The organism is Actinobaculum massiliense, assembly GCF_001457435.1.
In the GTDB taxonomy this organism is placed as follows: Bacteria; Actinomycetota; Actinomycetes; order Actinomycetales; family Actinomycetaceae; genus Actinobaculum; species Actinobaculum massiliense.
In genome coordinates, this window is sequence record NZ_LN881717.1 from 182,473 (window position 1) to 208,716 (window position 26,244).

Here is a 26,244-nt window from a genome sequence, read left to right on the forward strand (position 1 = left end):
TTGGCGCTACGGGCCTCGGTCCGGGCGTGTGCCGTGGTGACGAACCGATGTTCGGTGGAAATACTCCCCTCCCGGCGCTCAAATATACCCGAAAGTCCTAGCTACCGGGCGTGGGTCACCGCTTTTATTCGGTCACTTTTTGTGGCGCCTAACGCTGGGCTTGCTCGGCGTGCCACAGCTCGGACTTGAGATCCTTAATTTCGTCGCGGTAGCGCCCGGCCAGTTCGAACTGCAGTTGCTCGGCGGCGGCGTGCATTTGCATGGTGAGCTCGTCAATCATCTTGCGCAGTTCGCCGGCACCCTCGGCGCGGGCAATTTCCCGTTCGGAGGCGCGCCGCTTGGCGTATTCGGGTTCGCTGCGGTAGCCGCCCTCCAGGAGCGCCTGCGTGTCCACGTCCTCGCGGGCCAGCATATCCGTCACGTCCGCGATCTTCTTGCGGAGCGGTTGCGGGTCGATACCGTTTTCCTTGTTGTAGGCAATTTGCTTTTCCCGACGGCGATTCGTTTCATCAATTGCTTCACGCATATTCGGGGTAATGGAGTCGGCGTACATGTGCACCTCGCCGGATACGTTTCGGGCGGCGCGGCCAATTGTCTGAATGAGCGCCGTCGTCGAACGAAGGAAGCCCTGCTTATCGGCGTCGAGAATCGCCACTAGGGAGACCTCCGGTAAGTCGAGCCCCTCGCGCAAGAGGTTGATACCCACCAGCACATCGAACTTGCCCATGCGTAATTCGCGAAGCAGCTCCACGCGGCGCAAGGTATCCACATCGGAATGCAGATACTCCACCCGCACATCGCGTTCGGCCAGGTAATCGGTGAGATCCTCGGCCATTTTCTTGGTCAGAGTGGTTACCAGCACCCGCTCGTCGCGATCGGCGCGCACGCGAATTTCCTCCAGCAGATCATCGATTTGCCCCTCGGTTGGCTTGACCCGAATCAGCGGATCGACCAGGCCGGTGGGGCGAATAATCTGCTCCACGAAACCGTCTGAGCGCTCCAGCTCGTACTTACCCGGGGTGGCGGAAAGATACACGGTTTGGCCGATTCTCTCCTGGAATTCCTCCCACTTCAGCGGGCGATTATCCATTGCGGAGGGCAGGCGGAAACCGTATTCGACCAGGGTGCGCTTGCGGGACATATCGCCCTCGTACATGGCGCCAATTTGCGGGACCGTCACGTGCGACTCGTCAATGATGAGGAGGAAATCGTCCGGGAAATAATCGAGAAGCGTATTTGGCGGGGTGCCCGGCCCGCGCCCATCAATATGGCGCGAATAGTTTTCAATGCCGGAGCAGGTGCCGATATTGCGCATCATTTCAACGTCGTAGGAGGTGCGCATTTCCAGGCGCTGCGCCTCCAAAAGCTTGTTCTGCGAGCGGAGCTCCTCCAGGCGCTCCGCCAGCTCCGCCTCGATTGATTTAATGGCGCGTTCCATGCGCTCCGGGCCAGCCACGTAGTGCGAGGCAGGGAAAATATGCGCGGTGTCGGTGTGGCCGATAACGTTTCCGGTGAGCGGGTGGAGCGTGGAGATCGAATCGACCTCGTCGCCGAAAAACTCAATGCGAATCGCCAGCTCTTCGTACACCGGAATGATCTCCACCGTGTCCCCGCGCACGCGGAAGGTGCCCCGCGAAAAATCAATGTCGTTGCGGGCATATTGCATCCCGACGAACACTCGTAGCAGTTCGTCGCGGTCAATGCGGTCCCCCACCCGCAACTGCACCATGCGATCCACGTATTCTTGCGGGGTACCGAGTCCGTAAATACAAGAAACGGAGGCAACGACGACGGTATCGCGCCGGGTGAGCAGGGAATTGGTGGCTGAATGGCGCAACCGCTCCACCTCATCGTTAATGGAGGAATCTTTTTCTATAAAAGTATCGGTTTGTGGCACGTAGGCTTCGGGCTGGTAGTAGTCGTAATACGAAACGAAATATTCGACGGCGTTATTTGGTAGCAGTTCGCGGAATTCGGCCGCCATTTGGGCGGCCAAGGTCTTATTCGGCTCCATGATGAGGGTGGGCCGTTGCACCTGTTCGACTAGCCAGGCGGTGGTGGCGGATTTACCGGTGCCGGTGGCGCCCAGGAGCACCACGTCTTTTTCCCCGTTATTGATGCGCTCCGCGAGTTCCTTGATCGCCTGCGGCTGGTCGCCCGAGGGCGTGTATTCCGAAATGACTTCAAAAGGTTTTTCCGCGCGATCAATCTGAGCATCAAGAGCCATGTGCCCCATCGTAGCCGAGTGCGCTTCGCGCGGCCGCGTAACGCCTGGCGCATCTCTGGCCGGTTTGCACTCGGCGCGCGCTCCGCCGTCGTGCAAACGCGGAGAAAGGCGCCCCGCAGAAAGGCGAGCACGGGCTACCCCGCACTCGCCTTTCTCTCTGCTTTTTCGGCTTGCAAAGTCGGCGCTACTACGCCTTCTTCACTTTCGCCTGCAACGTCAGCTTGGCCTCCTCACCAGGCCTAATGATCGGCGCGAAATCACGCACGCGGGTGGCCTCCACGCACACGAACTTCTTCCAATCGTCGTTCTCGAAGTCCGCGTTCGATTCGGAGCCGGAAGTGCCGGGATTCCAAACCACTGCCTGCGCCGACTCGGGCGAGCTGACGAGGATGTCGCGCCCGCCGCCGTTATCGTGAATCGTGATCGTGCCGGGGAAGGTGTAGAAGCGATCGACCGTCTGGCCCTCAAGCTTCTCCATCGGCCCTTCAATCTCCGCATTGTCGGCGAGGCGATCGACGCCGCCATCCTCAATGCCTCCGACCTCGAGCTGCTCAGCGTTCGCCGCCCAGTAGGCATGCAACGCGAGCTCGGGCGTAACGTCCTCATCGGAAACATTCTTTGCCGTGAGCTCGAAAGTGAAGGTTTCGCCGAAGTAAATATGCGCCGCCAGTTCGAGCGCTGCGCCGTCGGTGCCAAACTCCGCTTCACCCTTGAGGGAGAGGTCGACCTCAACCGCGCCACCATCCTGCGAAACCGCGTCGAGGTTCCACTCGCGGGTGCGGGCCCAGCCATGCAGGCCCTCATCCGACGGACCGAACCAAGGCGCAACCACCGGGATGCCGCCGCGAATCGGCGTGCCCAGCTCGAAATTCGACGCCGCAGAGGTGAAGAGCACCGGTTCCTCCCCCACTGGCGCCCAGTCAGTGACGTGCGCACCCATGAGGTAAACCAAACCCGTGGCGTAGTCCGTCTGGATTTCAATTGCCTTCAGACCGTTCTTTTCAACCGCGCGTGCACCCGTGCCCGGCGTGCCTTTCCAAGGAAGTTCAGCCATTCATCTCTCCTTTGACTCAAATAAATATGGCGTACGGCACTATCCTACCCGTGCCTGGCGCGCCAACGAGTCCGCCCGCCCTATAGCGAAACTCTCGTTTCTTGGAGGTGCGGCGGGCGGCGGCTTTCATCGGCGCGGTTCGAGACGGCGGAGGTTACGAGGCATACGAAGGCGTACGTGAGAGAAATCGCCTCACTACGGTGATCATGGTCAAAGTACCGATGGCTACCCTCGAATGCTATGCGAGGATTTCGGCCGAGCAAGCGGGCGGCGCGCAATCTGGCGGAACGCAGGTAGGCAACCTGAAAGGGAATAGTTTCGTCAAGCGGCAAATGTGCTCCCTGGAAGCCGGTTACCGCAAAGTGGAAGATGCAGGTGGCGGTGCATCCGAGCTGGTCGTGCCTTGCGGGGATTCGCACCCGCTCGCCATGTCACCGCAATGCTCCTATTGTGTGCAAGCTGCCGCGAACGCAAGTCGCCGGCGCGACGCCGAAGCAAAGCGTGCCCAAGAGCTGGATGCCAAGTACATCTGCGCGGAACTCTGTGATGCTGGCACTCCGAATGCGGGCGAGGCCGGCGGCACTGTTGGTTTCAATGCGACGGAGGGCTCCGAGTGCCGCATCACTGGTTAAAGCCTCGGCTGGCATGGTCAGTGCACGACGTCCGGTTTCACCCCAGAACAACAGCGAGCTGCTCGGCTCGTTGCTTCCGTACGTGATGCAACGCGCGGGAACGCGAGCAAACCTCAGGTAGGCACGGACGCACACGACGGAACCGGCGGAAATACCGGCGGCCCGGCGGCACGCGACGGAACCGGCGGAGATCTCGTGGGCGCCGCGGCACGGGCCGGGACGTGTGAAACCTCGCCTCCAAGCGCGGAATTGGGCGCGCCTGTAGCCACGATTCCTGAAGACCCACCTCCCGAAGCGTATGCGGGAGGTGAACCTGCAGTCCTTGGGGATGGCATTGCCCTGTTGCCGTCCGAGCTAGCGACGCTCCTTTGCAATTCCGCGATTATCCGAACGGTTTTCTCCGGGCCCAGCACTGTCCTCGACACCGGAAGAGCGACCCGGCTGTACTCTGAGTCGCAAAAACACGCCGTGATCGCCCGCGACGGAGGCTGCGCTTTTCCAGGTTGCACAGATACCTATCAAACCTGCGATGTCCATCACGCCCAAGAATGGAGTGAAGGAGGCAGAAGCGATCTAAACAATGCCGTGTGCCTTTGCTGGCGCCACCACCGCTACGTTCATATGGAGCGCGTCCGAATTCACGTACATGAGAACGGCCTGCTCTTCGTAAATGACGCGCTCGGCGTAATCGGCACGCACCGTTGGAAAAGCTAGAGCGGCTAGAGCGAGCGCAAGTGGCCAGCGCTGCCGCGGTGAGCACCGCACTCGCTAGGCACGGCTAGCGGGATGAGCGCGGCTCTCGCTAGGCACGGCTAGCGAGAGCCGGCTAAAGCCACGCGTCTGCCACAGCCGCGGTGAGCTGCTCGAGATCCGCTTTCGCGCCGGCGTTATCGAGCCAGATATGCGCGAGCTCGCGTCGTGCGGCGTCGGTGGTTTGAGCTTGGATGCGCGCTGTGGCGTCTGCGCGGCTAATACCCCGGCGCTCGAGGCGATCGAGCCGCGCTTCGAGCGGGGCGGAGACAATCAACACGGCGTCGACGTGTCGGTCGGCGCGGGTTTCGATGAGGAGTGGAACGTCGTAAACCGCAAGCTGGCCAGGGTGGGCGCTTGCGAGAATCGCTTCTGCGCGCTCCCAGATAGCTGGGTGCATGATGGCGTCGAGGTCTGCTTTGGCCGCCGAATCGCTAAAAACAATTCTCGCTAGAGCGGCGCGATCAAGCGTGGCGGCATCTGGCGCGGCGGGCGCATCTAGCGCGGCGCCAGCCGGCGCAGGGCTCGGGGTAAGCACGCTCGGACCAAAGCGCTTCGCGATAGCGCCGAGAAGCGGCGAGCCCGGAGCCTGCAGATCACGCGCTATTTGGTCCGCATCCGCCACGACGGCGCCGCGGCGGGCGAGAACGGCGGTCACGGTCGATTTGCCAGAGCCGATTCCGCCCGAAACTGCCAGCCGTAGCGTAGCGCCAGCCTTGCTCGCGGCGCTGGCGGCACGCGCGAAGGGCCGGAGCAAAACCGCGCTGGCTCCCCCAACCTGGATTTTTTCATGCATGGGACAAGATTACCCGGCATACAAAACCGCCGCCGCGGGCGGACCAGCGGCGGCGGTTAAAGCGAAATGCTTAGTTGTTTGTCAGCTTCTCGCGGAGAGCGGCAAGCGCTTCGTCAGCGTCCGAGTCGAGCGCGGTCGGCGCTTCGGTAGCGGAGCTATAGGAAGCCGGCGCCTCATCTTCGGCGGCCGAGTGCGGGGCCTGAGCGCCACGCGAAGCGGCGAGTTCGGCCTCGCGCTCCTGCGCCTTGGCGGCCTGAGCCTTGTGGGCTTCCCAACGAGCCTGCGCCTGGGCGTAGTCGTTCTCCCAAGCCTCGCGCTGCTCCTCGTAGCCCTCGAGCCACTCGTTCGATTCCGGATCGAAGCCTTCGGGGTACTTGTAGTTGCCCTCTTCGTCGTAATCCGCGGCCATGCCGTAGAGCGACGGATCGAAGTCCTCGGAGTTCGGGTCCACGCCCTCGTTCGCCTGCTTGAGTGAGAGGGAGATACGACGACGATCGAGATCGATATCGATGACCTTCACGAAAATGTCTTCGCCAACCTTGACGACCTCATCCGGGGTGTCAACGTGGTGCGAGGCAAGCTCAGAAATGTGAACGAGGCCCTCGATGCCATCCTCAACGCGGACGAACGCACCGAACGGAACGATCTTGGTGACCTTGCCCGGCACAACCTGGCCAATGGCGTGGGTGCGAGCGAAGGACTGCCACGGATCTTCCTGGGTGGCCTTGAGCGAGAGCGAAACACGCTCGCGGTCCAGGTCCACATCCAGCACCTCGACGTTGACCTTCTGGCCAACCGTAACAACCTCGGATGGGTGGTCGATGTGCTTCCAGGAAAGCTCGGACACGTGAACGAGGCCGTCCACGCCGCCCAGGTCCACGAACGCACCGAAGTTGACGATCGAGGAAACAACACCCTCGCGGATCTGGCCCTTGTGCAGGCCGGCGAGGAAGTCCGCGCGCACCTGCGACTGGGTCTCTTCCAGCCAAGCGCGGCGGGAAAGAACAACGTTGTTGCGGTTCTTGTCGAGTTCGATAACCTTCGCCTCAAGCTCGCGGCCGACATACGGCTGCAGATCGCGCACGCGGCGCATCTCGACGAGCGAAGCGGGCAAGAATCCACGCAGACCAATATCGAGGATGAGGCCACCCTTGACGACCTCGATTACGGAGCCGGTGACGACGCCGTCCTCTTCCTTGATCTTCTCGATCTGCTTCCAGGCGCGCTCGTACTGTGCACGCTTCTTGGAAAGCAGGAGGCGCCCTTCCTTATCTTCCTTCTGAAGAACGAGGGCTTCGATGGTGTCGCCGACCTCGACGACGTCATCAGGATCGACGTCGTGCTTAATCGAGAGTTCCTTGGAGGGAATGACACCCTCGGTCTTGTAGCCAATGTCAAGAAGAACTTCATCGTGGTCGACCTTGACGATAGTTCCTTCGACGATGTCGCCGTCATTGAAGTACTTGATCGTCTTGTCTACTGCGGCGAGCAGGGCTTCCTCATCGCCGATATCGTTGACGGCAATTTCGGAAAGAGTCGAGGACTCGGGGGTGTTTGTTGTCATGTGAATAGAAAACTTCCGGATGGTTAATAGTTGTATCAAGCGCCCACCTAGGCTGGACGCAGTGCGGCCGGCGGCCACACCAGCTAGTAATCATACGGGTTTTTTATTTGCGACGCCAGTGGTATTAATGAGCCGCCAATCGCCAGTTCACCCCGTAGCCGACGCCGACCGAAAGCGGCACCTGCAGATGGTAGGCGCCACCCATCTCGCGGCGCACGATTTCTTCTGCCGCTTCCCGCTCCCCCGGCGCAATTTCCAGCACCAGTTCGTCGTGAACCTGCAGTAGCACGCGGCTTCCCAGCTTTGCCTCGCGGAGAGCACGGTCGACGGCGACCATCGCGATTTTGATGATATCGGCCGCACTGCCTTGGATTGGCGCGTTGAGGGCCATGCGCTCCGCACTCTCGCGCAGTTGTCGGTTCGTGGAGAGGAGCTCAGGCAAATAACGCCGCCGCCCGAGAATCGTCTCCGTATAGCCGTCCCGCCGGGCCCGCTCCACCAGCGAATCCAGGTAGTGGCGCACCTTCCCAAAACGCGCGAAGTACGATTCCATAAGCGCTTTGGCTTCATCGGGCCCAATCCGCAACTGCTTGGCCAAGCCGTAAGCCGAAAGCCCGTAAGCCAAGCCGTAGCTCATCGCCTTAATTCGAGAACGCTGCTGGCTCGTGACAACGCTTTCCGGAATCCCGAACACCAGGGATGCTACGTAGCTGTGCAGATCCTCGCCCTCGTTGAACGCCTCGATAAGCGCTTCGTCGCCCGAAAGCGAGGCCATGATTCGCATTTCAATTTGCGAATAGTCCGCGGTGAGCAGGCCTTCGTAGCCCTCGCCGGCTACAAAAGCCGCCCGAATTTGCAGGCCCTCCTCAGTACGAGCGTGAATATTCTGCAGATTCGGGTCGGTGGACGACAGCCGCCCGGTTGCCGCCACCGCCTGCTGATAAGTCGTGCGTACGCGCCCATCAGCCTGTACCGAACGCTGCAGCCCCTCAACCGACTGGCGCAGCTTAATCGCGTCACGATGCTCGAGTAGCGCGCCGAGGAACTGCTGACCGGCAAGTGCCGCGGCATCTTCCCGCGTCGCAATCTTTGCCGCCAACTCCGAAAGCGCCTCCGCATTGGTGGTGTAGCCGCCCGAGCTAGTTTTGCGGGTTTTCGGCAGATTAAGGTCCTCAAACAACACGCCCTGCAACTGCTTCGGGCTAGAGAGGTTCACTTCCCGGCCAATTGCGTCGTAGGCCGAGCGCGCCGCCGCCTCCACGCGAGTGTCGAAGGCACTTCGAAGCTCTTCGAGGTAATCAGCGTCGACGGCGATGCCCGCGCTTTCCATCCGCTCCAAAGTTTGCGATACCGCTAGCTCTAGCACCAAAAGCGCGCCGTCTTCCCCGCGTTGGGCAAGCTGCGCCGAGAGGGCCTTGCCGAGTGGAACCAGCACAGCCGCGCGCGAAGCCAGCGCGTTTGCCTGCTCGTTACCGTCAACATCGAGTCCCGGAATTGTTCCCTCCGGCGCGGCTCCAGCCAGGTCTAACGCCAAATGTCGCATCACGAGGTCTTCCAGCGCGTAGGTGCGCTGGTCGGGGTAAAGCAGATATGCCGAAAGAAGGGTGTCCTGAGCCACACCCGCCAGCTCGTATCCGGAGCCGTGCAGGGCATGCCATATCTCTTTTGCCCCGTGCACCGCTTTTTGAGCCTCGGCGTCGGATGCCCAGGCGGCGAAGGCGCGCGACTCTTCTTCGTCTAAATCAGCCAGCGATATGACCACCGCATCTTCACCCGCTGCCACGGCAATGGAATCTGCCTCACCGTAGCCGGGCTTGGTCGCGCCGGTGACCCACAGACCGAACCTCTCGGCATCCGTGTGGCCCTCCAGCCACTGCGCCAGGCCGGATGTTGCCACGGCGAGGCGCGAAAGTGAGAACTCCGGGGCCGCTTCGCCGCTTGCGCCCACGCTGGCTTCCGGGGCGCCATTTCCTTCGCCGCGCACGCTGAATTCTTCGAGCACGCGGGTGCGCAGACGAGAGAACTCCAGGGCGTCGAAAAGCTCGTGAAGGCCCTCCCTGTCTACGCCGCGCGGTAGGAACTCGCTGAGATCCTCGCCAATCGGCAGGTCGCGCACCAGCCGATTGAGCTGGCGATTTAGCCGCACTTGCGCAAGGTTATCGCGGAGAGCTTGCCCAACTTTGCCCTTAATTTCCTCGGCGTGATCGAGGATCCCCGCCAAATCGCCGTATTTCGCAATCCACTTTTGGGCGGTTTTGGCACCCACTCCCGGCACCCCGGGGATATTATCGGCGCCCTCGCCTACCAGCGCCGCCATATCCGAATAGCGCTCGGGCGGCACGCCGGTTTTTTCCTCCACGCCCGCCGGATCGAGCACCTGCATAGCCGATCGCGGCATGGGATAAAGAACCGTGGTTTGTTCGCTGACCAGCTGGAAGGCGTCCTTGTCTCCCGAGGCAATATAGTTATGCATGCCGGCGTCTTCGCCGCGCTGGGAAAGCGTGGCCACAATATCGTCGGCTTCGTAATCCTCATACGTCAGCCAGGCAATGCCCAGGACGTCCAGCACCTTCTTGATGACGTCGATCTGACCTTTGAATTCCTCCGGCGTCGGTTTGCGCCCGCCCTTATAGTCGGCGTATTCGCGGGTGCGGAAAGTACCGCCCGGCAGGTCAAAGGCCACCGCAATATGCGTCGGCTGATGATCGGAGCAGACCTTGAGCAACGTCGACACAAAGCCGTAAACGGCGTTCGTGTACTGCCCGCCGCGGGTCAGAAAATTCTCGGCTCTCAGCGCGTAGAACGCGCGAAATGCCATAGAGTTGCCATCGATCAGAAGGAAGCGTTGAGAATTAGTCACGCTCCTAGCCTACGCGACGGTCGCAACGCGCCACCTATGCGAGCGAGGGCTATTTCCCCACCTGTTCAATAACCGCGTCTGCCACTTCACGCATGGTTAGGCGCCGATCCATTGACGTCTTCTGGATCCAGCGGAAAGCCTCAGGCTCCGTCAGGCCCATATGCGATTCCAGCAGACCCTTGGCACGGTCAACACGCTTACGGGTTTCGAACTGCTCGGCCAGCGAAGAAACTTCGCTTTCCAGCGCCAGCATCTCCTCATTGCGCGATACGGCAATCTCCACCGCCGGAATCAGATCGGCCGGAGTAAAGGGCTTGACCACGTACGCCATCGCACCGGCATCGCGCGCGCGTTCCACCAGATCACGCTGGGAAAATGCGGTAAGCATCACAACCGCCACGCGGCGCTTTTCCATGATTTCGGTGGCCGCGGTAATGCCGTCTTTGCCCGGCATCTTCACGTCCATAACAATGAGATCGGGCTCAAGTTCATCAGCGAGCTGCACGGCGTCATCGCCGTTGTCCGCCTCACCGACGACGTCGTACCCGGCGTCCTCAAGCGTTTCAACAATATCGAGGCGAATCAGCGATTCGTCCTCAACGACCAGAACACGTGCTCCAGCTTCGCTCGAGCTCTCGGCTTCGTGCGCCATTTTCTCTCCTTAAGCTTTAAGAACTGCGGCAACACACCGGCTACCTCTCACGCATGATTTAAGCTTAGACGATACGGCGCGGGGCCACGGTGCTTCGGGAGGGACTCGAACCCTCATGCCTTTCGGCGCTGCATTTTGAGTGCAGTGTGTCTGCCAATTCCACCACCGAAGCGAACCCGGCCGAATTACGGCCGGTGACGCTATAGCGTACCATTGGGCACGCTAAGCGCCAAAGTGATCGCGCTTACGCGCCGGTTGCCTCACCAAGCTTGTGAACACGCAGGGTGTTGGTGGAGCCAGCCACGCCCGCGGGCATGCCGGCCACAATCACCACGCGGTCACCCTGCTGAGCCAGACCGAGCTCCTGCAGGCGATCTTCCACCTGCTGAACCATGCCGTCAGTGGAGTAAACCGTGTCCACAATGTAGGTTTCGGCGCCCCACAGCAGAGCCATCTGGTTGCGCACCTTTTCCGAAGGCGTAAAGCAGATGACGGGAACGCGCGAGCGGTTGCGGGTGACGCGGCGTGCGGTATGCGAGGTCTCGGTGAAGACCACGACCGCCCGCACACCCAGGGCCTCGCCGATATCCAGCGCGGCGCGGGTCATCACGCCATTGCGGGTGCGATGAAGCGAGGAAAGCTCCGGAATCTGATCCAGCCCGTTCTCCTCGGTGTAGGAAATAATCGAGGCCATGGTGCGCACGCACTCAATCGGATACAGACCAACCGAAGTCTCGCCAGAAAGCATCACGGCGTCGGCGCCGTCGAGCACCGCGTTAGCGCAGTCAGAGGCTTCCGCACGGGTGGGGCGCGGGTTCTGAATCATGGACTCAAGCACCTGGGTGGCGAGGATAACCGGCTTGGCGCGCTTGCGGGCAAGCGAAATCGCCATCTTCTGCACCACCGGCACCTGCTCGAGCGGGAGCTCCACGCCCAGATCGCCACGGGCAACCATAATGCCGTCGAAGGCCTGCACAATGGCGTCGAGGTTCTCAACCGCCTGCGGCTTTTCGATCTTGGCGATAACCGGGAGGAAGATGCCTTCCTCTTCCATAATCTCGTGGACGCGATCGATGTCCTTGGCGTCACGCACGAAGGAGAGCGCGATCAGGTCCGCGCCGTAGCGCAGGCCCCATCGCAGGTCCGCCTCGTCCTTTTCGGTCATGGCTGGAATCGAAACCGCCACGCCCGGGAGGTTAATGCCCTTGTGATCGGAAACCGGACCCGGAACCACAACCTCGGTCACCACGTCGGTGCCGTCCTTGACTTCCTTGACTCGAATCGCGACCTTGCCGTCATCGATGAGGAGGATATCGCCGGGGTGGCAGTCGCCCGCCAGGCCCTTAAAAGTCGTACCACAGATTTCCTTGGTACCCGGCACATCACGGGTGGTGATAGTGAAAATATCGCCAACGTTCAGCTGAACGGGACCTTCTTCGAAGGTTTCAAGTCGAATCTTCGGGCCCTGCAGGTCCACGAGCACCGCAATCGGGTGATCAAGCTGCTTGGCCGCCGCACGCACGCGATCAATCCGCGCCTCGTGCTCCTTGTAAACGCCGTGAGAGGCGTTGATGCGGGCAACATTCATACCCGCCTTGGCTAGTTCTAGAATTTGCTCCGCCGAATCAGTGGCGGGGCCGAGAGTACACACAATTTTCGCTCTACGCATGCTTTTATCCTATCGAAGCTGTGGCGCTGGGCCGTGCAACATACGTCCTGTGTGACGATTGTTGCAAGCCCGTTTACAGGTTACTTTCATTTACGGTATCGGCGCTATTCGCGCTGAGCGTGGCGAGGCTTTCCGCGCCACCTTCGGGGTTTTGTTCTTCTTCGTCATTTTCGACGGCGTCGCCGCTCTCCGCCGTCGAGGCATCCACGGCACCGGGTAGTGAAATGGAATTCACTTCTGGGTCTTTTTGATAGCGCTGCCGCAAGGCCACCAGGAGCGTGGCCCCCAGCGCAAAGGTGAGCATGGCCGTCCACACGTTCAGGCGCAGGCCCAAAATGGTATTGGCCGGATCGATACGGAGCATTTCAATCCAGAAGCGCCCGGCGGTGTAAACCATAATGTAGGCGGCGAAGCACTGACCCGCGACCAGATTGAAGCGGCGCTCGAGCCACAGCAGAAGCACAGCACCAGCCAGGCACCACAGCGCCTCATAGGCAAAGGTGGGATGGAAGGTGGTGCCGGGAGCGTAGCCCGCGGGCATATGTGCGGCATCAATTTCTAGACCCCAGGGCAAATCCGTGGGGCCACCAAAAAGCTCCTGGTTGAACCAGTTACCGAATCGCCCAATTGCCTGCGCTACCAAAAGCGCGGGAGCCAGCGCGTCCCCTACCGGCAGAAGCCGTACGCCTTCGCGGCGGGTCCCGATCCAGGCACCGACCGCCCCGAGGGCAATGGCACCCCAGATCCCCAGGCCGCCCGCGCGTAGGTTGAACGCCTCCCAGGGGTTGCGTCCGGGCCCGAAATACAGCTGGTAATCGGTTATGACGTGGTAGAGACGCCCGCCGATAATTCCGAAAATAACCGCCCAGAAGGCGATGACGGTGAAGGAATCCGAAGATCCGCCCTTGGCTCGGTAACGCCGGTCAGCAATGAGCCAGGCGGCAAGAATGCCGGTAACGATGCAGATCGCGTACCACTTAATATCGAACGCTCCGATGCTAATCAGCGAGTTATCGCTTGGCGACGGAATAGATAGCGGGTTCATGGCCCTCCCGGTTAGCTTTTCTCAACCCTGCAAACTTAGCACCGATGAGCGAGCCGCAACTCCTCGCCCGCCTCGAAACACGACCTGGTGCCGGTGTGGCAGGCGGGCCCCACCTGTTCAACTTCCATCAAAAGCGCATCGGCGTCGCAGTCAAAACGCACCCGGCGCGGAATCTGGATATGACCGGAAGTATCGCCTTTGCGCCAGTATTCCTGCCTAGATCGCGACCAAAACCAAACGCGGCCGCTGCTCAGGGTGCGGGCAAGTGCCAGCGCGTCCATATAGCCCAGCATAAGAACCTTGCGGGAGGAGGCGTCTTGGATAATCGCCGGTATAAGCCCGCGCGCATCGAACTTCAGGCGCTCTTCCAGTTGCTGCGCGAGTTCCGTTTCGCTTGTGGTTTCAGGCTCCATGAACCTCGTAGCCTTCCTGCGCGAGGAACCGCTTCACTTCGGCGATACTGAAGGTGCCAAAATGGAAAACTGAGGCCGCCAGCACCGCATTCGCACCGGCCGCCAGCGCCTGGCTGAAATGCTCAAGCTTCCCGGCTCCACCGGAGGCGATAATTGGTATATCCACCGCCTCGCGCACCGCGCTAATCAGCGCTGTATCGAAGCCGTCGGTGGTTCCGTCCGCGTCCATGGAGGTGAGCAGGATTTCCCCCGCCCCGCGCTCGGTGACCTCCTTCGCCCAGGCGACCGCGTCGATCCCGGTCCGCTTTTTCCCGCCGTGGGTGGTGATCTCCCACCGCATCTGCGCGCCCTGTGAGCGCCGCGCGTCAATGCTCACCACCAGCACCTGGTTGCCAAATTCCGCGGTGATCTCGCTAATAAGCTCGGGCCGGGCAACAGCTGCCGAGTTCACGCCCACCTTATCAGCACCGGCAGCCAGCAACCTGCGCGCGTCCTCCACGCTGCGCACTCCCCCGCCCACGGTAAGCGGTACAAACACTTCATCGGCGGTAGCAGCGACGACGTCGTACATGGTGCCGCGATCCTCATTGGTTGCTGAGATATCGAGGAAAGCGATTTCATCGGCGCCTTCATCACTGTATTTGCGCGCTAGCTCCACCGGATCGCCGGCGTCGCGCTGCTCCTCGAAATTCACGCCCTTGACCACTCGGCCACCAGCCACATCCAGGCACGGAATGATTCGTATCGCTACCATGGTTAGCCTCCTTCGCCACCTTTACCGAGACGTGCGCCCAGACTACCCGCTAAGCTCAACGGGTGACTTTTGATTCCAGCGAGGCCATCGCTCGCCGCTGGGCCAACGGCAGCGGGACGCGTATTTATGCCATTGACGGACGCTCGGGGGCCGGCAAGTCAACCCTCGCCCGCAAGATTCGCGAGCAGATAAAAGCGGCGAATCCTTCTGTTCGAGTGATTCTGATCGAGGTCGAGAACCATATCCCGGGCTGGAGCGGCCTGGTGGACGGCGTTCAAAACATCGCGGATGACATTCTGGAGCCGTTTCTAGCGAACGGCTACTTTAGCGCTCGCGGCTGGAACTGGTACACCTCGCGGTGGAATCCTCCCCGCCGTCATCCCGCCCGCGGCCGCGCCGAAATCCTGCTACTCGTTGGGTGCGGATCCACCTCGTTGGCTTGCGCGCCCTACCTGCGCGAAAGCGTGTGGATCGAAGCTCCGAAAGCTGTGCGCCGGGCCCGGGTGACCGCGCGCGAAGGCGATCCGGGCGAATGGTGGGAGCTGTGGGCTCGCCAGGAAGAAGCACTCCTAGCCCAGCATCATTCGCCCGCCCAGGCGGATTTTGTACTTCCTAGCGCAGAGCTAGCTACTGCCCAAGACGCCGAGCACATCCACAATCGCAACTAGATCATGATCCCCGTTGGCTTTGGCTGCGGGAATCAAAATCGCTAACCGGCTCCCCACTTTTTGGTCGCGGATCGAGGTGCGTAAACCCTCCATTAACTCGCTCATCGCTACCCCGCGTGGCCCGCCGTCCATCCAGGTGGATTCGTAGATCTGGCCTTCCGTGTTGGCGAGTACATACTGCAGGGCAACGGCGTCGTCGCCCCCTACTTGGATTCCTTCACCGGCTACCAGCGGTACCACCCGCAACTCAGAAATCGGGCCGCCGCCCTGGGTCAACACCGGGCCGGCACCCTCGCCTTCACCAATTCCCGGCATGCCGTTGCCCGGTTCGGGAACGGGAAGGCGCTCCCCGCGGGCATTGGTATACAAAATGTCCACCACCGCGATCTCAACCGCGCTGGCGTCACCCGCGATAAGCCCCGGCCGCTCAATAATGAGGCGAGTGCCCTCGCGCATGCCGGTGACGAACTGGGCTATATCCCCAATCGAATCCGCGGTAGCCTTGCCCAGCCGTACCTGCCCAGTGTCATATTCATGCACAGGGGCGTCAGTGCGCGAATCGAAGGAGGTGGCGCGGAATAGAATCGGGCTCCCCGAGGAAATTTCCACCCCGTCGCCGGATGACTCAATGCTCACCCGAGTATCGGAAAGGCGGGCCTGGCCGGTAGTCGTAATTGAAACCGGAGCGCCGAATCCTCCCTCGATTTTGAGCGACCACTCCTCACCCGCGGCAGAGCAACCGGCTAGCGGCAGCAGACCGGCAAGTATCCCCGCCAACGCGAAGTACGCCGTGGCGAGTTTGCGCCCAGGCCTCATCCGAGCTCCGCCATCAGCCGCGCCGCCACTTCACTTTCGGTTTGCAGCGGCTCATCGAGCACCACGGTGGAGTTACTTTCTGATTCCATCAAACGCAGAGTGCTCCAGTCCACCGCCACATCCCGGCGCGCCTTGTGGGCTTTGGCAACAAATTCCCCGCGAATCTTCGCCCGGGTGGTTTGCGGGGGCCGGCGAAGTGCCTCGTTAACATCTTCGGGAGCCACAATGCGTTTAAGCATGCCGCTTTCTTCCATGCGGTGGCGCAATCCTTCCGGCCCAATATCGTGATAGGCCAGGTCCAGGCGCGCCAAGCGGGAATCTTCCATCTTGATCCCCGAGCGCTCCACGTAGCGGCGAAGCAGCATAAGCTTTGCGGCCCAGTCGATTTCCTGGCTAATTGCCTCCGGCGCACCGGCCTTCACCGCTTCTAGAGCGCGAGTCCATAGCTCGAAGAGGTAGCGGCGCACCGGGTCGAGCGCCTGCGTGTAGCCCTTCTTCTCGTAATGGTTGAGGACGGCGTCCCGGAAACGCTCTTGGATCGCGATCGGATCGGAATAACCGCCTGCCGCCAGCTCCAGGTTGGCGCGGCCGGAAAGATCCGAGGCGGTGATGCGGATGGCATGCATGGGATCGGCGAGCTCTAGAGATGGCAAAATTGCGCCTTCTTCGAGCATCACCAGCAAGGCTTCGGTAATCGCAACTTTCAGGCCGGTGGTTGGTTCGGCCACATTCGAATCCCCCACGATAACGTGCATACGGCGGTACTCCTCGGAATTGCCGTGCGGTTCATCGCGGGTGTTAATCATGGGCCGCGACCGCGTGGATGCAGAGGAGATAGCGTCCCACATTTGGTGGCTACGCTGGGAAAACTCGTAGCGAACATGGCCGTCTTCGCCGCGGAAAAGGAGGCCCGCGCCGGTCACGATCTGGCGGGTGACGAAGAACGGCACCAGCCGCGCGATCCGATCCCGGAAATCGGCGCGGCGATGGAGCATGTAGTTCTCGTGGCAACCGAAAGAGTTGCCGGCCGCATCCACATTGTTCTTGAACAAGTGGATCACGCCCGGGGTGCCAGCCTTCGCCAGCTTTTTATTGGCCGTTTCCATGAGGCGCGCAAAATAGGCCTCGCCGGCGCGGTCATTGGCTAGCAGGTCGTAAATCGAATCGCATTCGGCGGTGGCGTACTCGGGGTGTGCCCCGACGTCGAGGTAAAGCCGCGCACCGTTTTCCAAAAATGTATTAGTGGAGCGGCTACGCTGCATTACCGGCTCAAATAAAAGCTGGGCTGCATCTTCCGGGTCCAGAGGCGGGTTCCCACCCCGCGTCGAAGCGCACGTGAGGCCGTACTCGGTTTCGATCCCCATCACCCGCCGCGGGAGCATGCTCGTGGCGCTAGTCCCGCGCGCGGCGCTCGAATCGCTCACTGGCCGCCCTTCTGCACGAAGCCCTGCACGAACGAGGACGCGTTCGTTTCCAGCACGCTGTCAATATCGTCCAGCAGCGCATCGATCTGAAAATCCTGCGCCTTGGGCTCCACCGTCTCCGTTTCGCTTTGCGTTTGCTCAGCGTGGCGGCGCGGCTGCGCGAATTCTTGCTGCGACATAGCCTTCTCCTTTGATTTTGCTCTTCTTCAGTTCTAACCGTTTTGTGATCCCCCGGCTATAACCGGGGCTACGCGCGGGCGGGTAGCCCTACTCGGCTTTGAGACCCGCAATGACGTCGCTCATGGTCTCAGACCGTGCAATCAAATCCTCCACCTTTTCCCGGGTCCCGCCACGCGGATCGCGGAGCGGTATGCGAATTAGCTCTTCACCGCCCGGGTCGACGACGGCGGAGGTCCAGCTCGCGGAGATCACCCGATCGGTAAATTTCCGGATAAGTTGCCCGCGCATATATGCCCGAGTATCTTCCGGCGGGTTGTATGCGGCCCAGCTCACTTCGGCGTCGTCAAACAAACGCCTCACCTGGCCCCGGGCGGAAAGCATTCCCACAATCGAGCGCTCGCGGCGCAGGTCGTGCCATTGCAGGTCGAGGGCGCGGATCGTATCGCTACTCCAGTCCAGGTTGCGCCGCTCGCGCATTTGTTGCAGCAACTGATATTTGCCGATCCATTCCACCTCGGCGGCGGCGGAGAACATATCCGTGCGGATCTTATCGAGCGTGCCCTGCCACAGGTCGAGAATTTCCGCGGTATCCCAATCCGGGCCGCCGTGCGCGTTCACCAAATCGCCAATCACATCCAGGTACTGCTGCTGAATGTCGATGGCGGTGCGATCCGGGCCGGAGAACATTTCGATCTTTTGCTTCAGGCTCAGGTCCCGGGAGACCGCCCAGCTGGCGGGAACCGGCTGGTTAATCAGCGCGGTTTCCAATTCGAGGGGGACCTCGTCTTGTTCCAGCATCCACAAGACCAGCGCGGTGGTTCCCACCTTCAGCAGAATCGACACGTCGAATTGGTTTGCGTCGCCACCGATCACGTGGAATCGGCGATAGCGGCTCGGCTGCGCGTGTGGTTCGTCGCGGGTGTTGATAATTGGCCGGTTAAACGTCGTCTCCAACCCCACATCGTTTTCGACATAGTCAGCGCGCTGCGAGATCTGGAATCCCGGCGCGCTGGAGGTTGGCCCCAGGCCCACACGTCCGGTCCCGCACAAAATCGGGCGGGTGACGAAGAAAGGGGTGAGGTAGCGAATAATCTCGGAAAACTCTACACTCCGCTCCACCAGGTAGTTCTCGTGGGAGCCGTAGGCGGCGCCTTTCCCGTCCACATTGTTCTTATATACGACCACGTCCCGGCCCTGGCGCGCCATAATCTCCATTGCTTCGCGCGCGATCTCCTCACCGGCGCGATCCCAGAGCACCGCCTCGCGCGGATTCGAAACCTCCGGCGAGGAGTACTCCGGGTGAGCATGATCCACGTAGAGCCGCCCTCCATTGGACAGCACCGCGTTGGAGGCGTGCGGCGCCGCCAGCTCCTCGGTGCTCGGGCGCCGAATGGCCTGCAAATCGAGCCCGCCCGACGGGGCCAGATGGTCCGGATCATCGGTGAGCATGGACGGATCGGCCGTGGCCCGGTCTAGCCGAAAACCGCGTGCATCATTGAGCGGATCTTCCCCCGTGTAATCCCAGCGTACGGCCGGCCCAGCGCCAGAGGCTTTACCCTCTCGCCCGTAAGCGGTGACGATTGCCTCCGAGAGTTCGATTGGGCTGGCGGCGGTATCGGCAGGTTCGAGAATCCCGAATTCGGTTTCCAAACCCACGATCCTACGAGTGGTCATTTAGCTTCCTCCCTGAGTAGCTCTCGCCTTACAGCGGCCGAATAGCGACGATCTTTTCGCCGCGAGTACGCCCGTTGACCTTGGCCCATTCTTCCGGATCCGAGATCTGATCGAGTTGCGAGTTTTCGCGTGCCTCGGCCCTCACCGCAGCCGAAATATTCGCCCGTGAGATCCCCCGCTCCCCGCTTTGCAGGAACGTCTTAATAGCCAGCTTCTTTACCCGGTCCACGATCCCAGCCAGCATGGCGCCGGAAACGAAATCGCTAATATAGAGCGTTTCGCGCTGCCCCGAGTTGTAAGTGAGCTCCACGTAGCGCAGTTCATCCGTGCGCGCGAAAAGCTCATCGGCCAGTTGCGCGCGAAGTGCCCGAGCCGCCTGGTCGGCGGTCCCGTGGGCAGCAATTTCCGCCGCGCTAAAGGGCAGATCCGCGGTGAGGTACTTCGAGAGGATCTCCAGCGATCCGGCGTAATCAGGCCGGTCAATCAGGATTTTCACGTCCAGGCGTCCGGGGCGCAGTAGCGCAGGATCAATCATGTCTTCGCGGTTGGAGGCGCCGATAACGATCACATTGTCCAGTTGCTCCACACCGTCAATTTCCGCCAAAAGCTGGGGCACAATCGTGGTTTCGACGTCAGAAGAAATTCCCGATCCGCGGGTGCGGAACAGCGCTTCCATCTCATCAAAGAAAATAATGACCGGAATGCCCTGACTGGCACGGTCGCGGGCGCGTGAGAAAATCTCGCGAATTTGCCGCTCGGTTTCACCCACGTACTTATCGAGCAGTTGGGGGCCTTTGATATTGAGGAAGTACGAGCGCGTGGCCCCCTCCCCATTACGTTCGCCGGCCAAATGCGAAAGTGAGGTTGCCACCGCCTTCGCGATAAGGGTTTTGCCGTTTCCGGGAGGCCCGTAGAGCAGTACTCCCTTGGGCGGTTTCAGTCCGTGTTCGCGGTAAAGCTCGGGTTGCTGGAAAGGCAGCTCCACCGAGTCGCGGATTTCTTCGATCTGCCGGCCCAGCCCGCCAATGTCTTCGTAGCTGACGTCCGGAACTTCTTCCAGCATGAGGTGTTCGACGTCGGGGCGCTCCACCCGTTCAAGGATGAACCCGGAACGCAAATCGGCCAAGTAGGTATCCCCCACCCGGATATCGGTACCCATGACGCGCCCGCCCACGCGCAAAATTCGCGTTTCATCCGAGTGGATTTTCGCCAGCACGCGCTGCGTATCCAGCACCAGCTCAATATGGACGATCTGGCCTGTATCCTCGTACCCGCCAATGCCCATGACCACCATTTCCTGGTTGAGGCGAACCTCCTGACCGGGTCGAAGCTGCTCAATCGCCACGTAGGGCGAGGCGGCAACGTTCATTTTGCGCGATCCCATGAGTACATCGACGGAATGGTCCGCGCTGTGCCCACCAATGAAAGTCGCAAAATTTGCCGGCGGTTTGGACAGCGAATCGAGTTGATCGCCAAGCTCTTGAATACGCTGACGCGCCCCCACCAGCGAGCGCGACAGCCGCTCATTCTTTTCGCGTAGCGACGCCAATTCGCTCTCAAGCTCAGCCGCTTTTTGCGAGTCAATTTCGGACATGGAAGCCTTTCCTCTTTCAATCTCCGACAATTGTAGGGCAGTTGCCGCGAGCTGTGGTAAGGCAATCTTTACCTATTCCAGTTTTGCTTCGCCGCGGCGCGCTAGCCGCCCTGCGGCTGCGCTGGCGCTTAGCGTTCGCGTTGCCGCTCGCTGGCCTCCGCGTCGCGGCGAGCTAGCCGCTCGTTGGCCTCGGCCTCCAGCCGCTCGGCAATTTTCCGGCCGCGCGGCCCGGGCAGATCGCTGCCCGTTGCCTCCACGTCCGCCCGATGGGCGACGTCGCGACGCACTTTCCGGAGCTTTTTGGGCGCAATATCGCGCTCCCCAAAGTCTTCAGATGTCCAGCTCGCTCCCGGAACCGGCTCGGCATACGCCCCCTTGGCGGGCCGGCGCGATTCGCGCAGCGGCTCTGTTCCCGGAGCCAAGCGCCGCGCCCGGCAGAGAAATCCGGTGTGCCCAATCATCCGGTGATCCGGACGCACCGCCAGACCCTCCGTATGCCAGGTTCGCCGCATGGTTTCGGAGCTTATCGGCTCGGTGAAGCCGCCGGTATCTTTCACGGTTTCCGCGTACCGCGAGAGCTGAGTGGTGGTGGTGACGTACACGACGACGACGCCGCCCGAGCGCAACGCGCGGCCAATGGCCTCAACGTGATCCCAGGGCGCGAGCATATCGAGCACTACGACGTCGAACCATCCCGGCTCGAAGCTATTGAGTACTTCGCTGGCGTCTCCGACGCGCAGATCCCAGTTCGGCGGCTCCTCGCCCCACCAGGAGGTGACATTGCCCCAGGCAATCTCCGCAAAATCGGCGCGCTGTTCGGCGGAGATTAGCTGCCCTTGCGCGCCGGCCGCCTGCAGAAGCGAAATGGAGAGCGCCCCCGAGCCGGCGCCGGCTTCAAATACCCGCGCGCCGGGGAAAATATCCGCTTCCTCGATAATCTGCCCGGCGTCTTTGGGGTAGACCACCGTTGCTCCGCGAGGCATAGAAAGAACGTAATCGGAAAGTAACGGGCGCAGCGCTAGGAACCTGTGACCCGACTCGGATGCAATCGTGCTCCCTTCGGGGAGACCTATCAGCTCATCATGGCGAATATTGCCGCGAGTGGACTGGAAATATCCGTCGCGCGTAAGAGAAATTGTGTAGTGGCGGCCTTTGTAGTCGGTTAATTGCACCCGCTCACCGGGGCGAAAGGGACCTCTTCTATGCATAAGGGACAGTTTATGTGCCGCGCCCGCACCCAGCCAGCGGTGCGGCCTAGCGCTCAGCCGGAGCTTTGGCGGTCCGCCTTACGCCGCCTTAGCGGTGCGCATCTGCGCAATTCCTTCTTCACTAATCGCCGGTGCGCTCCCACCGAAGGCGGGGCAAATCGATTTGAAATAGCACCAGTCGCACAGCCGAGAGGTGGTGGGCTCGAACTCCCCCGAATCCAAGCGCCGCTCAATGGCTTCCCAGGTGCCATTGAGGTCATCTTCCATACGCGCTAGATCCGCCGGGACCGGATCATACGTAAGGGTGCGGCCGTCACGTAAGTAAATGAGCTGCGTTCGCGCGGGCATAGCTTCGCCCGTCGCTACCAAGGCCAGGGCGTAAAACCTCATTTGGTAGAGCGCACCGTCCTGGTAGCGCGGGTGCGGAGATTTCCCGGTTTTATAATCCACCACCCGCGTAGCGCCATTGGGAGCCGTATCGAGCCGATCGATAATGCCGCGAATCGCCAGGCCCGAATTCAGGCGAGCATTGACGAACATTTCCCGACCGCTGGGTTGAAGGAACTGCGGGTTTTCCATCTGGAAGTAATTGCCCACCAGCTTTCGCGCCGAGTCGAGCCAATCCGCAAGCTCCTCGGCGGATGCAAAAAGCTCCGCCTTTTCTGGTTCTTTGCCCAGTAGCGCCGCCCACTCCGGATCCACGCGAGAGATCGCGTAGTCCCGGGTGCGTTGCTTGGCCGGCACATCGTAAAGATGCTCGAGTACCGAATGCACCAGGGTCCCCCGTAAAGCAGCGGTCGAAGGCTGCTCGGGAAGCCTATCGACGCTACGAAAGCGGAATAGCAGAGGGCACTGCTTGAAATCCTTGGCGCGAGATGGAGATAGTGCTGCGTTTCGACTCATATTTCTACCGTAATGCTCCGCTCCGACATGAACGAATGAAGGTCCCCAGCCGCGGCGCGCTAGCGCCGGCAGGCACCGCCGGCTAGCCCTAGCGAAGCAGGTCGATACCCAGCAACGCCTTGATTGCCCGCAAAAGTCCGGCATCGAGCCGTCCGGCGCGAGCAATTTCGTCGACCAGCTTTAGTGTGCCGGGGGTATCGAGATCATCAGCCAGCCGCTCCGCAAGCGCTTGCACGCCGCCGCGCGTCTGCGCTGGCTGGCTCTGTGCCTCGCTCAGCGGTTCCGCTGGCTGGCTCTCCGCCTCGCTCTGCGCTTGCTCTTGCTGACGCAAAGCCGCTGCCGCACCACGCCACAGCTCGAGGCGCTCGCCGGCCGCGTTCAGCTCGGCCTCCGTGTATTCCCAATCCGCCCGGTAGTGGTGAGCCAAAAGTACCAGGCGCACCACTTGCGGATCCACTCCCCGCTCGACCAGTTGCGAGACTCGCACCAGATTACCCAGAGATTTCGACATCTTTTCGCCGTCGTACGCCACCATTCCCACGTGGAAGTGGAGCTGAACGCGCCCCTTGCCGTCGGTGAGCTCGCGCAAATGTGATTCGCTCATTTCATGGTGTGGGAAAAGTAGATCCCTGCCGCCGGCCTGTACGGTAATGTCCGCGCCGAGGTGATCGCGGGCAATCACGGCGCATTCGATATGCCATCCCGGGCGCCAGGCGCCCGGCTCAAGACCCGCCGGCTGGAAATCATTGCCGCGCACGCCCTTCCAAATCATTGGATCGAGCGGGTGGCGCTTGCCGGGGCGAGTTGAGTCTCCGCCGTGCTCGTCGAATTCTCGCGCGAGGTCAAGCTTTCCAAATACCGGCGCCGAGGCAAACTTCGGGTCGCCGGCAAGATCCAGGTAGATATCCTCCGAGCCGCCCGCGCTACCAAGCCGATACGTCATTCCACGCGCCTCCAGCTGGCGCACCTCCGCTTCCAGCTCATCCACGATCTCGGAGACGGCCACCCAGTGGCGCGGAGGCTGAACTTCCAGCAACTCCATATCCGAGCGGAACAGCTCGATTTGCGAATCGGCGAGCTCGCGCCAGTTCACTTCGGTATCCCGGGCCCGCTCGAACAGCGGATCGTCGATATCGGTGATGTTTTGCGCATAAAGTGGCGCCTTCCCGCCCGCAATCCAGTACCGCATGAGGGTATCGGCGCAGACGTAGGTAAAGGCGTGGCCGAGGTGCGTCGCGTCGTATGGGGTGATACCGCAGGTGTACAAGCGCGGAACCGCGTTGGCGCCGCTCGCCCGAACCTCGGAGCCTATGCGCACCATCTCGCCGGTAGAGGAGTCAAAAAGGCGGAGTTCGGGAAGCTCGCCCAAACACGGAATATCAGGTTCAGTCCAAGTTTTCATCACTTGCCAGCTTACTGGTATTTTCGAGCGACGGCGTCGTGAAAAAACTACCGGCGCGCGTTAGGAAACACCCGCGCCAGAAAACGCGAGCGCTAGGGCTAGCCCTAGAAAACAGACAGCGTGCCCATCCCCAGGCCGGCGAAAACGAGCACACCCAGAATCACGCGGTACACCACGAAGGGTAGATAGGTGTGAGTGGAAATGAGGCGCAAGAACCACACAATCACAGCGAAGCCTGAAACGAAGGCGACGAGGGTGCCCACGATGGTGGGGCCGAGCACAATCGCGTCGGTGCCCAGGTGCTTGAACAGCTCAAAGAATCCGGAAAGCACGACCGCCGGAATGGCGAGCAGGAAGGACACCCGCGCGGCAGCCTCGCGGGTGTAGCCGAGCGCGCGGCCCACGGTAATGGTGCCGCCGGAGCGCGAAACTCCCGGGATCAGCGCCATGGCCTGGCCAAAGCCCAGCAAGACGCCGTCGCGCAAATTAATGCTGTCGAGATCCTTGACGCGCCGACCGTACTTATCTGCGGCCGCCAACAAAAGGGCGAAAATAATCAGCACGGTTGCGGTGATATAGAGGTTCCGCAAATGGGTCTCAATGAAGTCTTGGAACACCAGGCCAAGGATGCCAATTGGCAGGGTACCGACGATAACTACCCAGCCCATTCGCACATCGGGGTCGCTTTGGGCTACCGGTTGCTTCCAAATTTTGAACGGCAGGGCGCGCATCCATTTAGAGATGATTCGCACGATGTCTTTCCAGAAGTACAAGATCACGGCTGATTCGGTGCCGAGTTGTACGACGGCGGTGAAGGCCGCGCCCGGATCACCCCAGCCGAACAAATCACCCACGATTCGCAGATGCGCCGAGGAAGAGATCGGAAGGAATTCAGTGAGGCCCTGAACTAGGCCCAGCACAATAGCTTCGAAGTAACCCACTGGCACAGCATAGCCCCCGCGGAACCCGCCGGACGGCTGGCTCGGGCGAGGTATACCGCACGCTTGCGCTACGCTGGTGCGCATGGAACTTCGCTATGTTGGGCGCTCGGGACTCACCGTTTCGGCCCTCGGTTTGGGTACTCTCACCTGGGGTCGCGATACCGACGCCGAGGAGGCGCGCGGCCAATTGCGCGCGTTCGTCGACGCCGGCGGCAACTTCGTGGACATCTCCCCCGGTTTTGGCGCCGGGGCGGCCGAGCGGGTGCTGGGTGAGCTCATGGCCACCGACGTGCAACGTTCTGACCTGGTGATCTGCGGCCGTGGCGGCTTTATTCAGCGCGGCGAAACCCAGCTGTACGGCTCCGGGCGCGGGCCGTTATTCGAATCCGTGACGCGCTCTTTGCAGCGGCTGGGAACGGATTACTTTGACGTCCTAATCGTCGGCGGCCCGGATGCCGTGACCGACGACGAAGAAACCGCCTGCGCACTGGCCTCGCTGGTGAGTTCCGGCGCCACTCGATACATTGGCCTGGCCGATTACCCGGCCTGGCGCTCGGCCCGGATCTACCAGATCCTGCGCGAACGCAAACTCCCGATTCTCACCGCGCTGGAGGGCGAGTATTCGCTTTTGGCGCGCGGAGCCGAAACCGAGCTCTTCCCAATGGCCAGCGCCCTCGACTTGGGATTCTTTGCCACCTCGGCCCTCGGACGCGGTGTGCTCACCGGGAAGTATCGCCATTCGATTCCCCCGACCTCGCGCGCCGCGTCGGAGCATTTGGCCTCATTTGTGGATCCCTACCTGGAAGAACATCCGCGCCGTATCGTCGAAGCGGTGGCGAAGGCAGCCGATGGGCTGGGACGCACGCCCACCGATGTGGCCCTCGGCTGGATTCTTTCCAAACCGATTTCCGCGGCGATTATTGGAGCTCGCACCGCCTCGCAACTGGTGGCAACGCTGGCCGCGGTGGAAGATCTTCCCGAGCTGGTGGTCCAGGCGCTCGACGACGTTTCGTAGGTA

At 61.2% G+C, this 26,244-nt stretch carries 23 protein-coding genes, 1 tRNA gene and 1 pseudogene; 4 read left to right on the forward strand and 21 right to left on the reverse strand.

All coding sequences use genetic code 11. The features are described 5' to 3' along the window. Positions 1–148 precede the first annotated feature (148 nt). Positions 149–2,227, reverse strand: a complete 2,079-nt coding sequence (gene uvrB / locus BN2664_RS02770; RefSeq protein ID WP_040317375.1) for an excinuclease ABC subunit UvrB — start codon at positions 2,225–2,227, stop codon at positions 149–151. 187 nt (positions 2,228–2,414) lie between these two features. Continuing rightward, positions 2,415–3,281: an aldose epimerase family protein gene (locus BN2664_RS02775; RefSeq protein ID WP_007001739.1), complete on the reverse strand. Its 867-nt coding sequence runs from the start codon at positions 3,279–3,281 to the stop codon at positions 2,415–2,417. A gap of 101 nt (positions 3,282–3,382) precedes the next feature. On the opposite strand from BN2664_RS02775, the gene BN2664_RS02780 reads away from it, so the two are divergent. After that, a complete protein-coding gene (locus tag BN2664_RS02780; RefSeq protein WP_040317374.1) occupies positions 3,383–3,913 on the forward strand; it encodes a hypothetical protein in 531 nt (176 codons plus the stop codon). A gap of 468 nt (positions 3,914–4,381) precedes the next feature. Continuing rightward, positions 4,382–4,480 (forward strand): annotated as a pseudogene (locus BN2664_RS09460) (HNH endonuclease signature motif containing protein); the annotation flags it as partial. A gap of 6 nt (positions 4,481–4,486) precedes the next feature. Here BN2664_RS09460 and BN2664_RS09425 read toward each other — a convergent pair. The 10 genes from BN2664_RS09425 to hisF all read right to left on the reverse strand — a co-directional run bounded on the left by BN2664_RS09425 (position 4,487) and on the right by hisF (position 14,416). After that, a complete protein-coding gene (locus tag BN2664_RS09425) occupies positions 4,487–4,612 on the reverse strand; it encodes a hypothetical protein (RefSeq protein WP_269431464.1) in 126 nt (41 codons plus the stop codon). A gap of 127 nt (positions 4,613–4,739) precedes the next feature. Then, positions 4,740–5,459, reverse strand: coding sequence for a dephospho-CoA kinase (coaE, locus tag BN2664_RS02790; RefSeq protein ID WP_007001736.1), 720 nt, complete (start codon positions 5,457–5,459; stop codon positions 4,740–4,742). A 70-nt stretch (positions 5,460–5,529) separates the two neighbouring features. Then, positions 5,530–7,023, reverse strand: coding sequence for a 30S ribosomal protein S1 (gene rpsA, locus BN2664_RS02795; RefSeq protein ID WP_007001735.1), 1,494 nt, complete (start codon positions 7,021–7,023; stop codon positions 5,530–5,532). 124 nt (positions 7,024–7,147) lie between these two features. Then, positions 7,148–9,883, reverse strand: coding sequence for a DNA polymerase I (gene polA, locus BN2664_RS02800; protein ID WP_007001734.1), 2,736 nt, complete (start codon positions 9,881–9,883; stop codon positions 7,148–7,150). Positions 9,884–9,932: 49 nt separating this feature from the next. Continuing rightward, positions 9,933–10,535 carry an ANTAR domain-containing response regulator gene (locus BN2664_RS02805; RefSeq protein ID WP_007001733.1) on the reverse strand — a complete coding sequence of 201 codons (603 nt, stop codon included), beginning with the start codon at positions 10,533–10,535 and terminating at the stop codon, positions 9,933–9,935. A 90-nt stretch (positions 10,536–10,625) separates the two neighbouring features. After that, positions 10,626–10,707 (reverse strand) — tRNA-Leu (locus BN2664_RS02810). A 72-nt stretch (positions 10,708–10,779) separates the two neighbouring features. After that, positions 10,780–12,204, reverse strand: a complete 1,425-nt coding sequence (pyk, locus tag BN2664_RS02815; RefSeq protein WP_007001732.1) for a pyruvate kinase — start codon at positions 12,202–12,204, stop codon at positions 10,780–10,782. Positions 12,205–12,277: 73 nt separating this feature from the next. Beyond that, positions 12,278–13,249 (reverse strand): prolipoprotein diacylglyceryl transferase, encoded by a 972-nt coding sequence (gene lgt, locus BN2664_RS02820; protein WP_007001731.1) that lies wholly within the window; start codon positions 13,247–13,249, stop codon positions 12,278–12,280. A 35-nt stretch (positions 13,250–13,284) separates the two neighbouring features. Next, positions 13,285–13,662 carry a phosphoribosyl-AMP cyclohydrolase gene (gene hisI, locus BN2664_RS02825; RefSeq protein WP_007001730.1) on the reverse strand — a complete coding sequence of 126 codons (378 nt, stop codon included), beginning with the start codon at positions 13,660–13,662 and terminating at the stop codon, positions 13,285–13,287. Continuing rightward, complete coding sequence (gene hisF, locus BN2664_RS02830) at positions 13,652–14,416, reverse strand: imidazole glycerol phosphate synthase subunit HisF (RefSeq protein WP_007001729.1); 765 nt, start codon at positions 14,414–14,416, stop codon at positions 13,652–13,654. The genes hisI and hisF overlap by 11 nt, the downstream gene beginning before the upstream one ends. Before the next feature lie 62 nt (positions 14,417–14,478). Between hisF and BN2664_RS02835 the strand changes: the two genes are divergently transcribed. Continuing rightward, positions 14,479–15,084 (forward strand): nucleoside/nucleotide kinase family protein, encoded by a 606-nt coding sequence (locus BN2664_RS02835; protein WP_007001728.1) that lies wholly within the window; start codon positions 14,479–14,481, stop codon positions 15,082–15,084. Here the strand turns inward: BN2664_RS02835 and BN2664_RS02840 are convergent. The 9 genes from BN2664_RS02840 to BN2664_RS02880 form a co-directional block, all read right to left on the reverse strand. Then, entirely contained in the window at positions 15,040–15,900 is an 861-nt protein-coding gene (locus BN2664_RS02840; protein WP_007001727.1) for an FKBP-type peptidyl-prolyl cis-trans isomerase, read from the reverse strand. The two genes, BN2664_RS02835 and BN2664_RS02840, sit on opposite strands and share 45 nt — an antisense overlap. Next, positions 15,897–17,324 carry a Pup--protein ligase gene (gene pafA / locus BN2664_RS02845; RefSeq protein WP_007001726.1) on the reverse strand — a complete coding sequence of 476 codons (1,428 nt, stop codon included), beginning with the start codon at positions 17,322–17,324 and terminating at the stop codon, positions 15,897–15,899. Before pafA ends, BN2664_RS02840 begins: the two co-directional genes overlap by 4 nt. Then, positions 17,321–17,503: a ubiquitin-like protein Pup gene (locus tag BN2664_RS02850; RefSeq protein ID WP_007001725.1), complete on the reverse strand. Its 183-nt coding sequence runs from the start codon at positions 17,501–17,503 to the stop codon at positions 17,321–17,323. Before BN2664_RS02850 ends, pafA begins: the two co-directional genes overlap by 4 nt. An 88-nt stretch (positions 17,504–17,591) precedes the next feature. Beyond that, the gene (dop, locus tag BN2664_RS02855) at positions 17,592–19,178 is read right to left on the reverse strand and encodes a depupylase/deamidase Dop (RefSeq protein ID WP_007001724.1); all 1,587 of its coding nucleotides are present in this window, start codon (positions 19,176–19,178) and stop codon (positions 17,592–17,594) included. A 28-nt stretch (positions 19,179–19,206) separates the two neighbouring features. Further along, a complete protein-coding gene (arc, locus tag BN2664_RS02860; protein ID WP_007001723.1) occupies positions 19,207–20,772 on the reverse strand; it encodes a proteasome ATPase in 1,566 nt (521 codons plus the stop codon). 128 nt (positions 20,773–20,900) lie between these two features. Then, complete coding sequence (locus BN2664_RS02865) at positions 20,901–21,980, reverse strand: tRNA (adenine-N1)-methyltransferase (RefSeq protein ID WP_007001722.1); 1,080 nt, start codon at positions 21,978–21,980, stop codon at positions 20,901–20,903. A 78-nt stretch (positions 21,981–22,058) separates the two neighbouring features. Continuing rightward, positions 22,059–22,883: a RecB family exonuclease gene (locus BN2664_RS02870; RefSeq protein ID WP_007001721.1), complete on the reverse strand. Its 825-nt coding sequence runs from the start codon at positions 22,881–22,883 to the stop codon at positions 22,059–22,061. 88 nt (positions 22,884–22,971) lie between these two features. Next, positions 22,972–24,285: a class I tRNA ligase family protein gene (locus BN2664_RS02875; protein ID WP_007001720.1), complete on the reverse strand. Its 1,314-nt coding sequence runs from the start codon at positions 24,283–24,285 to the stop codon at positions 22,972–22,974. Positions 24,286–24,389: 104 nt separating this feature from the next. Continuing rightward, positions 24,390–25,226, reverse strand: a complete 837-nt coding sequence (locus tag BN2664_RS02880) for an undecaprenyl-diphosphate phosphatase (protein ID WP_040317372.1) — start codon at positions 25,224–25,226, stop codon at positions 24,390–24,392. Positions 25,227–25,308: 82 nt separating this feature from the next. Between BN2664_RS02880 and BN2664_RS02885 the strand changes: the two genes are divergently transcribed. Continuing rightward, positions 25,309–26,241 carry an aldo/keto reductase gene (locus tag BN2664_RS02885; protein ID WP_007001718.1) on the forward strand — a complete coding sequence of 311 codons (933 nt, stop codon included), beginning with the start codon at positions 25,309–25,311 and terminating at the stop codon, positions 26,239–26,241. The last annotated feature ends 3 nt before the right edge of the window (positions 26,242–26,244 follow it).

Coding starts and splice junctions, on each gene's coding strand:
- BN2664_RS02885 (WP_007001718.1), top strand. CDS start 25,309: ATGGAACTTCGCTATGTTGGGCGCTCGGGACTCACCGTTTCGGCCCTC.
- BN2664_RS02775 (WP_007001739.1), bottom strand. CDS start 3,281: ATGGCTGAACTTCCTTGGAAAGGCACGCCGGGCACGGGTGCACGCGCG.
- coaE (WP_007001736.1), bottom strand. CDS start 5,459: ATGCATGAAAAAATCCAGGTTGGGGGAGCCAGCGCGGTTTTGCTCCGG.
- hisI (WP_007001730.1), bottom strand. CDS start 13,662: ATGGAGCCTGAAACCACAAGCGAAACGGAACTCGCGCAGCAACTGGAA.
- BN2664_RS02805 (WP_007001733.1), bottom strand. CDS start 10,535: ATGGCGCACGAAGCCGAGAGCTCGAGCGAAGCTGGAGCACGTGTTCTG.
- hisF (WP_007001729.1), bottom strand. CDS start 14,416: ATGGTAGCGATACGAATCATTCCGTGCCTGGATGTGGCTGGTGGCCGA.
- BN2664_RS02865 (WP_007001722.1), bottom strand. CDS start 21,980: ATGCATAGAAGAGGTCCCTTTCGCCCCGGTGAGCGGGTGCAATTAACC.
- BN2664_RS02870 (WP_007001721.1), bottom strand. CDS start 22,883: ATGAGTCGAAACGCAGCACTATCTCCATCTCGCGCCAAGGATTTCAAG.
- arc (WP_007001723.1), bottom strand. CDS start 20,772: ATGTCCGAAATTGACTCGCAAAAAGCGGCTGAGCTTGAGAGCGAATTG.
- BN2664_RS02875 (WP_007001720.1), bottom strand. CDS start 24,285: ATGAAAACTTGGACTGAACCTGATATTCCGTGTTTGGGCGAGCTTCCC.
- BN2664_RS02850 (WP_007001725.1), bottom strand. CDS start 17,503: ATGTCGCAGCAAGAATTCGCGCAGCCGCGCCGCCACGCTGAGCAAACG.
- dop (WP_007001724.1), bottom strand. CDS start 19,178: ATGACCACTCGTAGGATCGTGGGTTTGGAAACCGAATTCGGGATTCTC.
- BN2664_RS02840 (WP_007001727.1), bottom strand. CDS start 15,900: ATGAGGCCTGGGCGCAAACTCGCCACGGCGTACTTCGCGTTGGCGGGG.
- lgt (WP_007001731.1), bottom strand. CDS start 13,249: ATGAACCCGCTATCTATTCCGTCGCCAAGCGATAACTCGCTGATTAGC.
- uvrB (WP_040317375.1), bottom strand. CDS start 2,227: ATGGCTCTTGATGCTCAGATTGATCGCGCGGAAAAACCTTTTGAAGTC.
- rpsA (WP_007001735.1), bottom strand. CDS start 7,023: ATGACAACAAACACCCCCGAGTCCTCGACTCTTTCCGAAATTGCCGTC.
- pyk (WP_007001732.1), bottom strand. CDS start 12,204: ATGCGTAGAGCGAAAATTGTGTGTACTCTCGGCCCCGCCACTGATTCG.